Source organism: Phyllobacterium sp. 22229 (assembly GCF_052056495.1).
GTDB lineage: Bacteria > Pseudomonadota > Alphaproteobacteria > Rhizobiales > Rhizobiaceae > Phyllobacterium > Phyllobacterium myrsinacearum.
Genome location: NZ_JBQEPA010000032.1, coordinates 1 through 14507 on the forward strand (window position 1 = coordinate 1; position 14507 = coordinate 14507).

Below are 14507 nucleotides of genomic sequence, written 5' to 3' on the forward strand. Positions count from 1 at the left end.
CGGCGCCGGTTGATGTGACGAGCACATAGGCGATGACCATGCCGAAGTAGATGGCAATTCTAAGCGCGATGAACGGGTTCGGAGGAACGGCGCGCCGGGCGATCGGCAGCCGGTTGCTGCACCGCTTCGCCCTTCACCGCATCATTGGAAAAGACATTGATGATCGGCGCATCGAAATCCGCACCGGATTCTTCGATCAGGCGCTCGCCAAGCTGGTCGCGCAGCGTGCGGCCGTTCATTTCGCGCACCGAACCCTCGGGCAGATCGCCAAGCTGGAACGGTCCGTAGGAAATGCGGATCAGGCGATTGACGGACAGGCCAAGCGCGCCGAGCACATTCTTGACTTCGCGGTTCTTGCCCTCGCGCAGACCCATCATGATCCACACGTTCGAACCCTGCTCGCGTTCAAGCGTGGCTTCGATCGCGCCGTAGAACACGCCTTCGACGGCAATGCCATCTTTCAGCGTATCCAGCTTTTCCTGGGTCACGCTGCCATGGGCGCGCACGCGGTAGCGGCGCAGCCAGCCGGTGGACGGCAATTCAAGCGCACGCGACAGGCCGCCATCATTGGTCAGCAGCAGAAGGCCTTCCGTGTTGATATCCAGACGTCCGACGGAAAGGACACGCGGCATATCCTTGGGCAGGGATTCAAAAACCGTCTGGCGCCCTTCCGGGTCGCGGTTGGTCGTCACCAGACCGGCCGGCTTGTGATAGAGCCACAGGCGCGTGCGCTCCTTCTGTGGCAATGGCTTGCCATCGACTTCGATGCGGTCTTCGCGCTTGACATTGATCGCGGGGCTGGCAAGCACCTTGCCATTGACCGAGATACGGCCGGCAGCAATCATCGTTTCGGCTTCGCGGCGCGAGGCTATGCCTGCGCGGGCCAAGCGCTTGGCGATGCGTTCGCTCTCATCAACCGGCGCATCCTCGTGCGATGACCTGCGCGGACCGCGCGTCGCGGGATCCCGCGCCCCGTCATCGAACTTGCGCGGAGCCGGACGGCCACCGCGACCGCCATCGGCGCCCTTCTTGTCGAAGCTGCGCTTTTCAAAGGGACGTTTACCGCCCTTTCCGTCATCATTTGAACTGGTCATGGAATGTTTGCCTTTCAGCGGGGCTAACTACCAGCTATGACGGCAGCTTGCGAGTAAATTCTGGACCATGAGCACAGCGTGAACCAAAAAACTGATCCTATGGGGCCTATGGACCTTGCCCTGGCCGAGGCGAAGGCAGCGGCAAAACGCGGCGAGGTGCCGGTGGGCGCCGTTCTGGTGAAGGACGGCGTGGTTCTGGCCCGGGCGGGAAACCGCACCCGCGAACGCAACGATCCCACCGCCCATGCGGAGATTCTGGTCATCCGCCAGGGCTGCGAAGCGCTTGAAGACGAGCGCCTGACGGGTTGCGATCTCTATGTCACGCTCGAGCCGTGCACGATGTGCGCCGCCGCCATTTCCTTCGCCCGCATCCGGCGATTGTACTACGGGGCGCAGGACATCAAGGGCGGCGGCGTGGAGAATGGTGCCCGGTTTTTTGCCCAGCCCACCTGCCATCATGCGCCGGAGGTCTATTCCGGCTTCCGTGAACAGGAAGCCGAAACCATCCTCAAGGAATTCTTCCGCGCAAAACGGCTCTAGTTGTCGGCGCGTATACGGGCGGAAAAGTCTTCCGCCTTGTCGGCATCCATGGCGCGCTGGTTGATCGACGCCGCCTGAATCTCCGCGTCGAGCGGCTTGCTCCGGTCAATGGCACCGAGATCATAGAGATAGCCGGGCAGGTAACCGGAGAGGATGACGCGGTAGTCCAGCGGCACACCGGGGGTGATTGCCCGGATCATGTCAAAGATGACAGTCGTGCAATTGGCCGTCACCGTATTGTAGAATTGCGCCTGTTTGGACAGCCGGTTGCCGGTGTCGAGATAGGAGAGAAACAGGGCCTGCCGCATTTCCGGCGTCAGGTTGACCCGATAGCGATACACATCCTCCTTGCGGATATTGGTGCGCAACCGGATGATGTCGCGCTCGTCGGCGGCGATCATCGCCAGCTCGAACTGCTTGAAAAAGCCGCCGATCTCCGAGAACTGCTCATGGCGCTTCTTGCGGATTTCAGCCGAGAAAACCACCTGATCGCCATTGTTGAAACCGAAACTCACCAGCGTATGCGCAATCGCCGGGCTCGACCAGTACGACAGGAACACATCCACCGAGGCCAGGTTTTCCAGATCATAGGACCGGACTTCCCAGCGCGGCGTGTAGTCCGTCTGGCTGCGCCATTCGAAATTGCGGACATTGGCCAGCGTCACATGATTGCCAACCAGCGTTCCCGTGACCGTCTGCGCCACATCATCCGCCCAGATGCGGTTGAGCGACGGCATGATGGTGCTCCACCAGAACAGGAGCGCTGCCATGACCGGAATGAGGACAATCAGGGCGCGCCGTACCCGCCCCGTCACTTCGAGCCAAAGAACCGCCAGCCCGATCAGAATCCAGACAATCACAGCGCCAGCCACACCTGGTACGTCCAGGGGAAGCTGGTACCAGAGCGCAAATCCGCCCCAGAAAAAACCGAAGGCCGTCAGGAGAACGAGAATGATCAATCCGGGAATACGCAAAAGACGCAAGATCGGTGGCCCTCAACTGACAAAGTGCACTGCAATAGTCTCGGTACATCAAGGCAAAGGCAAGACGCTTTGTTGAGTCCAAAAAAGAAAGGCTCCTTGAAGGAGCCTTTCACGTATTGCTGCAGTCTTGCAAAATTCCGGTGGCATCAATTCCAGGGAATGAGGTTCTTGAAACTGAAGCCCTTGTCCTTGCGGGCGGCGGCCTTGCGGTCGCGTTCCTTCTTGGCTTCGTCCTCGCCAAGCTCATCGGCAGCAGCCGTTGCTGCCGGGGCGCGATAGGCCAGCGGCGGCTCGCTCAGATAACGGCGCGTTGTTGCCGAACCGGCGGTCGACGCAAGGCGGCGCGCGCGGAATTCGGCAGACTGCTGGCTTGCCGTGCTCACGCCCGAGGGTGGCGGGTTCCTGTCGTTGTAGACACCGTGCTCGCCATTATCGACGGTCCTGGAGGCGGGAGGCGAGTCATTCTCGATCTGCGGCACATAGTTGGGATTGTTCTGGTTGGCCGTCGCCTCATCGCGCAAACGCTTGCGCCGCTGTTCCGGCGATTCCGGCCATTTGGCGCCATTCGCTGCAACGGCATTTTCCTGCGGCGCGGGCAACTGGCTCGGCCTGCCACCAACGGGGCGCACAAGATCCGGGCGCGGATTATACGCAATCGGATCTTTTTTCTTGGGACTGAACGAGGCGATATTGGAAACGTCGTCCAGCAGCTGGCTGCCGGATGTCTTGCTGGTGCCATAGGTTGGTGACGACATGCACCCGGCCAGCGTCAAGGACGCAAGCATTGCACCAAGAACTGTAATACGTCCGTTCAAATCCATACTCGCCACTTTCGCCTCAAGCTCATATTGCCGACTCCGCCGAGTCCATATGCTTGATCAATGCCCTGCCTGTTAAATCAGGCAACTCAATGGCAAGCCTTTTACATGAGGCCGGTCCCAATAAGCAAGCCGACGCAGGCTTTTGTTAAGCAAAATGCGGATCATCCGGCGAATGATCCGCATTTATACACTCAAAAGGCAAGTTTGCCGAGTTTTGCCAGTTCATGCAGTGCCGCCGCATCACGGGCCGAGACATCCGGATAGGCCGGATCAGAACCCACATCATGGGTATAGCGCCATGAACGGGCACATTTCGTACCGGAAGCGCGTTCGGGAACGACAGCCACGCCCTTCACGTCCTCGGTAGTGAATGCTCCGGCCGGCGCCGGTTCATTCTTGATCGTGATGGCACTGGTGATGCAGATTTCCGCCATATCAAGATCGGCAACGGCAGCAAACAATTCCGGATCGGTGACAAAAACCACCGGCGCCGCCTCGAGTGACGAACCGATGCGCTTGTCCGCCCGCTCCAGCTCCAGTGCACCGGTGACGGCGCGCCGGACATCGCGCACCTTGCGCCACTTCTCGGCCAGGGCTTCGTTCTTCCATTCAGCCGGCGTGTCGCGGAACTGTTCGAGATGAACCGAGACGGCGGCGGGATACTGGTCGAGCCAGGCTTCCTCCGTGGTGAACGGCAGCATGGGCGCGAGCCAGGTCACGAGACGGTCGAACAGATGACGCACAACCTGCAGGGACGCACGGCGCTTGATGCTGGACGGTGCATCGCAATACAGCGCATCCTTGCGGATATCGAAGTAGAACGCCGACAATTCAACGTTCATGAAATCGATCAGGGAACGGGTGATGCGCTTGAACTCGAAGGCGTCGTAGCTCGAGCGGACCACCTCGTCGAGTTCGGCCAGACGGTGCAGCATCAGCTTTTCAAGTTCCGGCATATCCGCATAGGCAATCTCATCCCCGGCATCGTGGGCCAGCGTACCCAGCATCCAGCGGATGGTGTTGCGCAATTTGCGATAGGCATCAATGTTGGTCTGGATGATGTTCTTGCCCAGACGCTGATCTTCCCAATAATCGGTGGTCATGACCCACAGGCGCAGGATATCGGCGCCGGAATCCTTGATCACGTCCTGCGGCGTGACCGTATTGCCGAGCGATTTCGACATTTTGCGCCCTTCTTCATCCATGGTGAAACCATGAGTGACGAGGGTATTGTAGGGCGCACGGCCGCGGGTGCCGCAGCTTTCCAGCAGCGACGAGTGGAACCAGCCGCGATGCTGGTCGGAGCCTTCCAGATAGACGTCGGCAGGCCATTTCAGGTCAGGACGGTCTTCCAGCGTGAAGACATGGGTCGAGCCGGAGTCAAACCAGACATCGAGAATGTCGCGCACCTGCACCCACGGCTCATTCGCCTTTTCGCCCAGGAACCGCTCACGCGCACCTTCGGCAAACCAGGCATCGGCGCCTTCCTGCTCGAATGCTTCGAGAATGCGGGCATTGACCGCATCGTCCTTGAGCACGTTGCCATTCTCATCGGCAAAAACGCAGATCGGCACGCCCCAGGCGCGCTGGCGCGACAGGACCCAGTCCGGACGGTCCTCGATCATGGCGCGCAGCCGGTTCTGGCCGCCGGCGGGCACGAAACGCGTCTCGTCGATCGCCTCCAGCGCACGCGAACGCAATGTGGTCTGATCGCCGAGGTCCTTGTCCATATAGACGAACCATTGCGGCGTGTTGCGGAAGATGACCGGCTTCTTCGAGCGCCATGAATGGGGATACGAGTGCTTCAACCGGCCGCGGGCAAACAGCGCGCCGCGGGCGATAAGTTCGTCGATGACGGCCTTGTTGGCATCGCCCTTCTTGCCGTTGTCGTCGATGACACGTGCGGCTCCGCCTTCGCGGTCCGGACCAAAGCCCGGTGCGTCCTTGGTATAAAAGCCGGCATCGTCAACCGTGAACGGGATAGCCGGAGAAATACCCTTCGCCTCGAGTTCACGCGCAGCCGCAGTCCAGGCATCAAAGTCCTCGCGGCCATGGCTTGGAGCGGTGTGCACGAAGCCGGTACCGGCATCGTCGGTGACATGATCGCCGGCCACCATCGGAACCACAAATTCATAGCCGCCGCCCAGCCCCTTGAAAGGATGCGCCAGGGTCATGGCGGCAAATTCGCCAGCCGAAACAGCCCTGATCCGCCTGAAGGTCAGCTTGGCCTTGGCGGCGGATTCCTCCGCGAGCGCATCGGCGAAGATCAGCTTTTCACCGGGGCGCGGCCCAAAATCATTCTCAGCGGTTTCGACCTCGTAAAGCCCATAGGCAATGCGCGGGGAATAGCTGACGGCGCGGTTGCCCGGGATGGTCCACGGCGTCGTGGTCCAGATCACCACATGCGCCGAGCCAAGATCGCCCGTGCCGCCCGCGACCGGGAATTTCACCCAGATCGTGTCACTTTCGTAATCCTGATACTCCACCTCGGCTTCCGCCAGCGCCGTGCGCTCGACCACCGACCACATGACCGGCTTGGAGCCGCGATAGAGCTGACCGGACATGGCGAACTTCAGAAGTTCCCCGGCGATGCGGCTCTCCGCATGGAAAGCCATCGTCGTATAGGGATTGTCAAAATCACCTTCGATGCCGAGGCGCTTGAACTCGACGGACTGGATCTTGATCCAGTTGGCGGCGAATTCACGGCATTCCTTACGGAATTCGTTGATCGGCACGTCGTCCTTGTCCTTGCCCTTGGCGCGGTACTGTTCCTCGATCTTCCACTCGATCGGCAGGCCGTGGCAATCCCAGCCGGGAACATAATTGGAATCGAAACCGCGCATCTGGAACGAGCGGGTGATGACATCCTTGAGGATCTTGTTCAGCGCATGGCCGATATGGATATTGCCATTGGCATAGGGAGGACCGTCATGCAGAACATAGAGCGGGCGTCCCTTGCCGTCTTCGCGCAATTTCCTGTAGAGATTCATTTCGCCCCAGCGCTTGACGAATTCCGGTTCCTTGGCGGGCAGGCCCGCGCGCATCGGAAAATCGGTCTGCGGCAGATAAAGTGTCTTCGAATAGTCGAGTGGGTTGGCGGTGTCGGTCATTTTTCCAGCTTGTGAACAGGCCCGCGCGTCGTCGCAGCAGGCAAAGATGTAAAGAAAAGCAAAAAAGAGCGCGATGGCGCATCCGGAAAACCCGGACCTTCCGCACCCGCAAGCCTAGGCTTCAGGCAAACCGGAAGGCCGGGCCAGTAATTCGTGGTGTCTGAAGCGGTATGGACTGTGCAAGGGTCCAGGAAACAGTTTTCATGAGCGCGCTTTTAGCAATCACTGCTTCCAGAATAAAGGGGCTGACGCAATAAACTTCGCATCAGCCCGATATATCGATCAAAGCGCGAAGTCGAAGCGGTAGGTTGCCTGCAGGCCGAAGGTCGCCTGATTGGCCGATCCGCGCTCCTTGACGATGCTGGAATCGGCGGCTGGCCCCATCAGGCGGCTATATTCCGCATAGGCGCTTGTTTCGATCTTGTCGGTCGTCTTCCAGGTGATCTGGCCGCCAAGGCCGAGCGATTTCAGACCGCCGCCATCGGGACGGTAGGTCGACAGGCCCGATGCCGCCGCTTCCGTCGGGTTCACCCCGTAATACTGCTTGAAATAGTCCCGAGATGCCACGGTGGCGCGCGGGCCGGCCGAAACGCGCACGGTGGGGGTCAGATCCGTAAAGGCATCGACGGCAAAGTCGGCAACGACGCCGTCATGCGAACCGATGCCGCGCCGGACCTCGACGCGGCCGCGAATATTGTCCGTCGGGTAGAATTCGGCAAAGCCGCCGAGTTCAACGCCCCAGTCGACATCATGCACGCCCTTGAGATTAGCGTCGCCGCTGTCCCGGCCGGTGATCAGCTTGCCAGTGATACCGGTGCGGAACACGCCCGTATCGATCAGGCCGATCGATGCGTTGTCATTCAGGGAACTGAACCGGGTGGCGGATCCGGCACGGCCAAGCGAGATGACCGGCGCGGCGCGCAGAAGATAGTCCTTGGCACCTTCATAACGCGGGGCGATGAAGCCTTTTGCACCGAGTTTCAGATACCAGTCGCCCGACCACCAGTTCTGACGGGGAGCGGCAGCCGTCTGGTTCTGCTGACCTTCATAGTAATAGTCATCGGCAGAGCCCGGGACGGCACCGGCAAGAATAAGGGCGCCCGAAAGAGCAGCGACGAGACGAACATGCATGAAATCACTCCAAATTTCGCCTGGGAGGGCGGCAGATTTGAGAATGACGCTAGCGAAGGATAGATAAAATTGGATTTATTCTTATGGTAAACGATTTACCGTTTCATCGAAAATTAATCGTATCATCGAGAGGAGACAGCGGTTTCACACCCTGCAGCAGCCCGCGCGCCTCCTCCTCGTCACGCCGGATCTGCTGCATCATCGGTTCGAGCCCGTCGAACTTTTCTTCGCCGCGCAGATAGGCGAAGAACGAAACCGCGCAGACTTCCCCATAGAGATTGCCGGTGAAATCGAAAACATAGGTTTCGAGCAGCGGCGCACCGTCGGTATCCACCGTGGGTCGGCGGCCAAAGCTGGCCACGCCGTCATAGAGTGTGCCGTCGGCGCGGCGGAAGCGCACGGCATAGATGCCTTCCTGCAGATGCGTCTCGGGCGGCAGCACCATATTGGCCGTGGGAAATCCGATTGTCCGGCCGAGCTGCTTGCCTTGGATCACTTCGGCCCGAATCCGGTGGCGGTAACCCAGAAGTCCCGACGCTTCGACAATATCGCCCGCGCCCAGAAGTTCGCGAATGCGGCTGGATGAAATGGCCTGCCCGCCCTCGTCGCGGAATGCATCGACAAGCGTGACCTGGAAGCCGCGCTTTTCCCCGGCATCCATCAGAAAGGCCGGACCGCCCTGGCGGCCCTTGCCGAAATGGAAGTCAAATCCCGCGACAATGCGGCTTGCCCCAAGACCGGCAACGAGAATCTCGTCCACGAACACATCGGCCGTAAGCTGCGAGAAATCCCGGGTGAAATGGCATTCCACCACCGCGTCGAAACCGAGTGCTTCCAGGATCGAGGCTTTTTCCGCCGCGGGCGTCAGCCTGTCGACCGGCTGATCCGGCACGAAGACGCTGCGCGGATGCGGCTCGAAGGTCAGCACCAGCGACGGCTTTCCGGCGGCACTGGCGGCATCAAGCGCCCGCCCCAGAACAGCCTGATGGCCGCGGTGCACGCCATCAAAATTACCAATCGCCACCACGGCGCCCTTCAGATGCTGCGGCAGATGCGAAGGGTCGGTCAGGCGTAGAATCGGCATGGTGCATGTACCTCAGGCGAGAGCCGGCATGGTGGCAACGGGGTTGCTGCCATGCTTCTTGAGAAAGGCGAGCAGCTCTTCCAGATCGAATATGCCGCCCCTTACATAATCGCCGGCGTGAATGCCGCCGGAAATGTAGAGCACGTCGATTCCGAAGAGATCGGCACCCTTCACATCCGTCAGCATGCCGTCGCCAATGGCAAGCACGCGTGCGAGGTCGACTGGCCCGCCGCGCACGGCCTCCGCCGCGGCAATGGCGGCTTCGTAAATGGGGCGATGCGGCTTTCCGGCAATGAGCGTGCGCCCGCCCATCTGGCCATAATCACGCGCCAGGGCACCCGCGCACCAGATCAGCCGGTCGCCGCGCTCGACAACAATGTCGGGATTGGCGCAGATGAAAGGCAGGTTGCGCGAGCGAAAGCGCGTGAGCATGTCGGCATAGTCTTCGGGGCCCTCCGAATCGTCGTCAAAGAAGCCGGTGCAGACCACGACATCCGCCTCACGCTCTTCGGTCAGCTCGACATCAAGCCCTTCATATAACGTTTCATCACGCTCTGGGCCGAGATGAAACACGCGGCGCGGCGCGTTACGGATCAGGTCACGCGTGACATCGCCCGACGTGACGATGCGGTCATAGGCGGCGTCCGGCACGCCGAGCATCCTGATCTGCTGGGCAACACCGGCGAAGGGACGCGGCGCATTGGTGATAAGGATCACCGTCTGCCCGGCTTCCCGCGCGCGCTGCAAGGCGCTTGATGCGGCAGCGAAGGAATCAACACCATTGTGCAGAACGCCCCAGACATCACACAGAAGAACATCATAACGGTCTCTGAGCGCATCGAGACGCTGCAAATGTACCATGTCGGTCATGCCGATCCTTTCAGATTGCCGGAGCGTATAAGATGGCATCGCTTAGCCGATAGCGGCAATCGTGTCACCTGTGATTGTATCGGGAACGATGGTTCAAGCAGCCTTGACGTAGCCGCGGCTGGCCAGGCGGTCGCCACATTCGCCAAGCACCTCGACCAGGGTCTTGAGGCGCCGCCCCTCCTCCGTCAGGCTGTATTCGACACGCACCGGAACCTGCGGAATGATCGTGCGGGTCACGTAGCCCGCCTCTTCGAGGGCGCGCAGGTCAAGGGTAAGCATGCGCTGCGAAATTTTGGGCATGTCGCGGCGCAGTTCGCTGAAACGCTTTGTTCCTTCCAGCAGATAATAGATGAGCAAGATGCGCCAGCGCCCGCCCAGCACCAGCATGGCATTTTCAACGGGGCATTCGGAAACCAGATCCTTCATCACGCCTATTCCAGCTGAATGTTGGTATAAAATTTGTACCAACATGACATTTTTGTGCCTTCTTTACAATAGTGACCGGCATCGCCATCTTGGATTTCACCGCGGTATGACATTCAAAAAAGAGGAAATGAAAATGGAACCCGTATTGTTTTATGGCGTGCCGCATGGCTGCTCGTTCGGATCAATCGTCGCGCTGGAATGGCTCGGCCAACCCTATCGCCTTGCCCGTATCGACATGCTGGCCAAGTCGAAGAGCACCCTCTATGGCCGCGTCAACAGCATGCACCAGACACCGGCGCTGCTTCTGGAAGACGGCAGGAGCCTGAGCGAAAGCTTTGCCATTCTTCAGAACATCGCCGCACGTGATCTTGGGAGGCAACTGGGATTTGCCCAGGGCACCGGAGCCCACGACAGGCTCAACCAGATGCTGGCCTATCTGCACACCAGCTTTCACTCGGCCTTTTCGCCGGCCTGGACCGCCTACAAGCTGAAAGAGGGCGATCCGGCGATCAAAATGCTGCGCGACCTCGCACGGGAGAAAGCCGCCTCCGGCTATGGCTATCTGCAATCCCATCTGCAGGGGCGGGATTGGCTTGCCGGTGACAACAGGACGATTGCCGACGCCTACATGACCGGCATCGCCCGCTGGGGCGAGGATCTGGGTCTCTTCGACCTGAAAACAGAGTATCCCAGCCTTCACACCTATCTGCAGAAGCTGGAAGCCGACAAGGCCGTGATTTTTGCCCATGCCATCGAGGACGAAACCCCGGCGGTCACCAGCGGCCAGTTTCTCGGCCATATCACATTGGATGAGGCTGGAGCGCGGCTGGCCGCCTGATCGCGCCTGACGATGATCTGCCGGGGCCCTCCCGGCGGATCGGACCGCCTGCCGCTTGGTTCCATTGACATACAACATATGAACATGTATTTATATGTCATATCCAATCAACGGGACGAGCCGGAACAATGTCGCAGTCGCACGCAGGGCACGACCATGGCCCCAAGTTAACCAATGACAATCAGCGCAAGGTGCTGATCGCCTTCATCATCACGTTCTCCTATATGATCATTGAGGTGATCGGCGGCGTTATGTCCGGCTCGCTGGCGCTGATTGCGGATGCGGGCCATATGCTGACCGATGCCTGCGCCCTGGCCCTCGCCTATGCGGCCTTTCGCTTCGGCCAGCGCGCCGCCGACCAGAACCGCACCTATGGCTATCTGCGTTTCGAGGTCATCGCCGGCCTCATCAATGCCATCGCCCTTTTCGCCATTGTTGTCTGGATCGCGATCGAAGCGATCGACCGCTTTCGCGCGCCCGCGGAAATTCTGGCGGGTCCCATGTTCCTCGTGGCCGTCGTCGGGCTGCTCATCAACATGCTGGTGTTCTGGATCCTGACCCGCGGCGACAAGGAACATGTGAACATCAAGGGCGCTGTCCTGCACGTCATGGGCGACCTTCTCGGCTCCGTCGGCGCCATCAGTGCCGCCATCATCATCTATTTTACCGGCTGGACGCCCATCGACCCCATTCTCTCCATCCTGGTTTCCGTGCTGATCCTGCGCAGCGCCTGGGGCCTTTTGCGCAACTCGCTGCACATCCTGCTGGAAGGCGCGCCCGAAAATGCCAGGCCGGAAGAAATCCAGACATATCTCATGGGCGCGGTTGCAGGGCTTGCTGCCGTCAGGCACGTGCATGTCTGGCTGATCACATCAGGCAAGGCGCTTGCCACGTTGCACGTCCAGCCAAAGGACGGTACTGATCCGCGCCATCTTGTAAAGACCGTCGAGGCGGAGCTTGCCAAACGCTTCGATATCCAGCACGCCACCATCGCCATTGATTGGCCTGATATGCCGCATGACGAAGGCGAAATCGGGCAACAGCCCGCATCCGCCTCGGCAGATCACGAGACCGACGGCAATCACACCGGTCATGATCACAGCCAGGCGGGGCACAAGCATTGACGGCCATGACGATGCCGACGGAATCCGATACTGCTCGCCTCGCGGAAACGTTCAGGCTCCTCGGCGACCCGACCCGCCTGCGCATCCTGTTCTATTGCCTTGATGCGCCGCGATCCGTCGGCGATATCGCGGAAAGCCTTCATCTGTCGCAATCGCTGGTCAGCCATCATTTGCGCCTGTTGCGCAGCGCCCGCCTCGTGCGCGGCGACCGGCGTGCCCGGCAAATCTTCTACGCGCTTTCCGACGCCCATGTCAGCGGCATGCTGATGGATATGGCCCACCATGTGCGTGAGGACGGTTGAAGCTCTGGTCCGGCCTTGCCGGTCTCCTCCTCATCTGCGGCGGCACCTATCTTGCCGTGGCCATCATCGGCTGGCCACGGTTTGCGCGATAACGCGATAGCGGGCAGCGCATGGACACGCCGCCCGCGGCCACCATTTAAAAGCCTGTCAGGACAATCTTGCCGCGGGCACGGCCGCTTTCAATGAGCGCATGGGCCTTTTTCAGATTGGCGGCTGAAATCGTGCCGAGATCGTCGGCAAGGGTGGTACGTAACGTGCCGGCATCCACCAGCTCCGCCACCTTGTTGAGCAGCTTGTGCTGCTCCTCGATATCGGCTGTCTCGTAACGCGAGCGGGTGAACATCACTTCCCAGTGAATGGAGACACTCTTCCATTTGAACGGCATGATATCGTAGTTTTTCGGATCATCGATCAGACCGAACCGGCCCTGCGGCGCAATCAGGGCTGCAATCTCCATGCGGTGCGTATCGGAGTTGGTTGTCGAGAATACGAAAGCGGGCGCACCGAGGCCAAGCGCCTCCACCTGCGCGGCGAGCGGTTTTGAATGATCGATGACGTGGTGCGCGCCAAGCTCCTCCACCCATCGGCGTGTTTCCGGGCGCGAGGCCGTGGCGATGACCGTGAGGTTGGTTAGTTTGCGCGCAAGCTGCACGGCAATCGAACCGACCCCGCCCGCACCGCCGACAATCAGGATGGCATTGGCCGCCCCAGCAACCGGCGTGTCGATATGGAGCCGGTCGAACAGCGTTTCCCAGGCGGTGATCGATGTCAGCGGCAGGGCTGCGGCGGCGCTGAAATCGAGGGATTTCGGTTTCCACCCGGCGATGCGCTCGTCGACCAGATGATACTCGGCATTGGTTCCCGGGCGATCCACCGCTCCCGCGTAGAAGACTTCATCCCCGACCTTGAAGTGCCGGACATCCGGCCCCGTGGCAACAACGATGCCGGCCGCGTCCCAGCCCAGAACTCTTGGCTGGCCCGCTTCCGGCTTTGCACCCGCGCGGATTTTCGTATCGACGGGATTGACCGATATGGCCTTCACCGCAACCAGAAGGTCGCGTCCCTGCGCTTCGGGCTTGGGCAGATCGATATCGACGAGTGAGGTTTCCGCAGTGATCGGCTGCGGTTCATAATAGGCGACGGCGCGCATGGCATTCTCCTGATAAGTTGACGCTGTTCAAATGCGCGCTATGTTTGATTGGTGCAAGAATGCACATAAATTGCATATAGTGTCATAAAGGATACCGTGATGCCGCGCATCCGCCATACGAATTTTGATTGCGCACCGGGTTGCCCCGTGGAAGGAACGCTCAATCTCATCGGCGGCAAATGGAAGGGCATGATCCTTTTCCACCTGATGTCCGGCACCCTGCGCTTCAACGAAATCCGCCGGCACCTGAACAGCGTCACCCAGCGCATGCTGACCAACCAGCTGCGTGAGCTGGAGGCCGATGGCTTCATTACCCGCAAGGTCTATGCACAGGTTCCGCCGAAGGTGGAATACTCCCTGACGGAGCACGGCCGCAGCCTCGAGCCGATCATATCGGCCCTCAAACTCTGGGGAGACACCCACCTGCGTTCCGAAGCGGCAAAGGCTGCAGCGGTGCGGCCGCAGGCCGCATAGCCGCGGACGCGTCATCATTGGTTCACAATTGCATGGGATGATTTTGCAAAGGGTTGAAGACGCCCAGTTGCGCATCGCCTTTCCGTCATTCGCCGAAAATTCGGCAAACCTCTCCCTTGACTCTTCCATGGCTGCCCACTATCTCCGAGCCCAGTTAGCACTCGCTGATGGTGAGTGCTAATAACATGGGCGGTCACCCGTCCGTTTCACCGTTTTGACACCAACATCAAGGGTTCTAACCATGGCCAAGACCAAGTTCCGCCCGCTTCACGATCGCGTCGTCGTACGCCGGATCGAATCCGAAGCAAAGACTGCAGGCGGCATCATCATTCCGGATACTGCCAAGGAAAAGCCACAGGAAGGCGAAATCGTCTCCGTCGGTACCGGCGCTCGCGACGAAGCTGGCAAGCTCATCCCGCTCGATGTCAAGGCAGGCGATCATGTCCTGTTCGGCAAGTGGTCGGGCACGGAAGTCAAGATCGGCGGCGAAGATCTGCTGATCATGAAAGAATCCGACATTCTGGGCATCCTCGGCTAATCCGCCGGTTTTCCCTTTAACC

Annotated in this window: 14 protein-coding genes and 1 pseudogene; 6 read left to right on the forward strand and 9 right to left on the reverse strand. The window is 60.0% G+C overall.

Annotated features, from left to right (window positions below):
* Window positions 1-128: 128 nt before the first annotated feature.
* Window positions 129-1094, reverse strand: a pseudogene (locus ACTJJ7_RS26105) (pseudouridine synthase); the annotation flags it as partial.
* A gap of 108 nt (window positions 1095-1202) precedes the next feature.
* On the opposite strand from ACTJJ7_RS26105, the gene ACTJJ7_RS26110 reads away from it, so the two are divergent.
* Entirely contained in the window at window positions 1203-1634 is a 432-nt protein-coding gene (locus tag ACTJJ7_RS26110; protein ID WP_245421203.1) for a nucleoside deaminase, read from the forward strand.
* Here the strand turns inward: ACTJJ7_RS26110 and ACTJJ7_RS26115 are convergent.
* The 7 genes from ACTJJ7_RS26115 to ACTJJ7_RS26145 all read right to left on the reverse strand — a co-directional run bounded on the left by ACTJJ7_RS26115 (window position 1631) and on the right by ACTJJ7_RS26145 (window position 10059).
* Entirely contained in the window at window positions 1631-2617 is a 987-nt protein-coding gene (locus ACTJJ7_RS26115) for a lipoprotein N-acyltransferase Lnb domain-containing protein (RefSeq protein WP_440969302.1), read from the reverse strand. The genes ACTJJ7_RS26110 and ACTJJ7_RS26115 overlap by 4 nt on opposite strands.
* A 146-nt stretch (window positions 2618-2763) precedes the next feature.
* Window positions 2764-3438, reverse strand: coding sequence for a hypothetical protein (locus tag ACTJJ7_RS26120; protein ID WP_105736237.1), 675 nt, complete (start codon window positions 3436-3438; stop codon window positions 2764-2766).
* 191 nt (window positions 3439-3629) lie between these two features.
* On the reverse strand, window positions 3630-6548 hold the full coding sequence (ileS, locus tag ACTJJ7_RS26125; protein ID WP_440969303.1) for an isoleucine--tRNA ligase: 2919 nt from the start codon (window positions 6546-6548) through the stop codon (window positions 3630-3632).
* A 282-nt stretch (window positions 6549-6830) separates the two neighbouring features.
* A complete protein-coding gene (locus ACTJJ7_RS26130) occupies window positions 6831-7679 on the reverse strand; it encodes a MipA/OmpV family protein (protein ID WP_105736241.1) in 849 nt (282 codons plus the stop codon).
* A 103-nt stretch (window positions 7680-7782) separates the two neighbouring features.
* Window positions 7783-8763: a bifunctional riboflavin kinase/FAD synthetase gene (locus tag ACTJJ7_RS26135; protein ID WP_440969304.1), complete on the reverse strand. Its 981-nt coding sequence runs from the start codon at window positions 8761-8763 to the stop codon at window positions 7783-7785.
* 12 nt (window positions 8764-8775) lie between these two features.
* Window positions 8776-9624: a TIGR01459 family HAD-type hydrolase gene (locus tag ACTJJ7_RS26140; RefSeq protein ID WP_105736734.1), complete on the reverse strand. Its 849-nt coding sequence runs from the start codon at window positions 9622-9624 to the stop codon at window positions 8776-8778.
* A gap of 102 nt (window positions 9625-9726) precedes the next feature.
* Window positions 9727-10059, reverse strand: a complete 333-nt coding sequence (locus tag ACTJJ7_RS26145; protein ID WP_130268756.1) for a winged helix-turn-helix transcriptional regulator — start codon at window positions 10057-10059, stop codon at window positions 9727-9729.
* A gap of 133 nt (window positions 10060-10192) precedes the next feature.
* On the opposite strand from ACTJJ7_RS26145, the gene ACTJJ7_RS26150 reads away from it, so the two are divergent.
* The 3 genes from ACTJJ7_RS26150 (at window position 10193) to ACTJJ7_RS26160 (ending at window position 12323) form a co-directional block, all read left to right on the forward strand.
* Window positions 10193-10897, forward strand: a complete 705-nt coding sequence (locus tag ACTJJ7_RS26150; RefSeq protein ID WP_440969305.1) for a glutathione S-transferase family protein — start codon at window positions 10193-10195, stop codon at window positions 10895-10897.
* A gap of 128 nt (window positions 10898-11025) precedes the next feature.
* Window positions 11026-12021, forward strand: a complete 996-nt coding sequence (locus ACTJJ7_RS26155; protein WP_440969306.1) for a cation diffusion facilitator family transporter — start codon at window positions 11026-11028, stop codon at window positions 12019-12021.
* Between the two features lie 5 nt (window positions 12022-12026).
* The gene (locus ACTJJ7_RS26160) at window positions 12027-12323 is read left to right on the forward strand and encodes an ArsR/SmtB family transcription factor (RefSeq protein WP_207226715.1); all 297 of its coding nucleotides are present in this window, start codon (window positions 12027-12029) and stop codon (window positions 12321-12323) included.
* 136 nt (window positions 12324-12459) lie between these two features.
* Here ACTJJ7_RS26160 and ACTJJ7_RS26165 read toward each other — a convergent pair whose 3' ends face one another.
* Window positions 12460-13473: a zinc-binding alcohol dehydrogenase family protein gene (locus ACTJJ7_RS26165; RefSeq protein ID WP_440969307.1), complete on the reverse strand. Its 1014-nt coding sequence runs from the start codon at window positions 13471-13473 to the stop codon at window positions 12460-12462.
* A gap of 99 nt (window positions 13474-13572) precedes the next feature.
* Here ACTJJ7_RS26165 and ACTJJ7_RS26170 point away from each other — a divergent pair, with 99 nt between their 5' ends.
* Window positions 13573-13947, forward strand: coding sequence for a winged helix-turn-helix transcriptional regulator (locus tag ACTJJ7_RS26170; protein WP_130268751.1), 375 nt, complete (start codon window positions 13573-13575; stop codon window positions 13945-13947).
* A 241-nt stretch (window positions 13948-14188) separates the two neighbouring features.
* Window positions 14189-14485, forward strand: a complete 297-nt coding sequence (gene groES / locus ACTJJ7_RS26175) for a co-chaperone GroES (RefSeq protein ID WP_105736255.1) — start codon at window positions 14189-14191, stop codon at window positions 14483-14485.
* Window positions 14486-14507: the final 22 nt, after the last annotated feature.

Coding starts and splice junctions, on each gene's coding strand:
- ACTJJ7_RS26110 (WP_245421203.1), top strand. CDS start 1,203: ATGGACCTTGCCCTGGCCGAGGCGAAGGCAGCGGCAAAACGCGGCGAG.
- ACTJJ7_RS26120 (WP_105736237.1), bottom strand. CDS start 3,438: ATGGATTTGAACGGACGTATTACAGTTCTTGGTGCAATGCTTGCGTCC.
- ileS (WP_440969303.1), bottom strand. CDS start 6,548: ATGACCGACACCGCCAACCCACTCGACTATTCGAAGACACTTTATCTG.
- ACTJJ7_RS26130 (WP_105736241.1), bottom strand. CDS start 7,679: ATGCATGTTCGTCTCGTCGCTGCTCTTTCGGGCGCCCTTATTCTTGCC.
- ACTJJ7_RS26135 (WP_440969304.1), bottom strand. CDS start 8,763: ATGCCGATTCTACGCCTGACCGACCCTTCGCATCTGCCGCAGCATCTG.
- ACTJJ7_RS26140 (WP_105736734.1), bottom strand. CDS start 9,624: ATGGTACATTTGCAGCGTCTCGATGCGCTCAGAGACCGTTATGATGTT.
- ACTJJ7_RS26145 (WP_130268756.1), bottom strand. CDS start 10,059: ATGAAGGATCTGGTTTCCGAATGCCCCGTTGAAAATGCCATGCTGGTG.
- ACTJJ7_RS26150 (WP_440969305.1), top strand. CDS start 10,193: ATGGAACCCGTATTGTTTTATGGCGTGCCGCATGGCTGCTCGTTCGGA.
- ACTJJ7_RS26155 (WP_440969306.1), top strand. CDS start 11,026: ATGTCGCAGTCGCACGCAGGGCACGACCATGGCCCCAAGTTAACCAAT.
- ACTJJ7_RS26160 (WP_207226715.1), top strand. CDS start 12,027: ATGACGATGCCGACGGAATCCGATACTGCTCGCCTCGCGGAAACGTTC.
- ACTJJ7_RS26165 (WP_440969307.1), bottom strand. CDS start 13,473: ATGCGCGCCGTCGCCTATTATGAACCGCAGCCGATCACTGCGGAAACC.
- ACTJJ7_RS26170 (WP_130268751.1), top strand. CDS start 13,573: ATGCCGCGCATCCGCCATACGAATTTTGATTGCGCACCGGGTTGCCCC.
- groES (WP_105736255.1), top strand. CDS start 14,189: ATGGCCAAGACCAAGTTCCGCCCGCTTCACGATCGCGTCGTCGTACGC.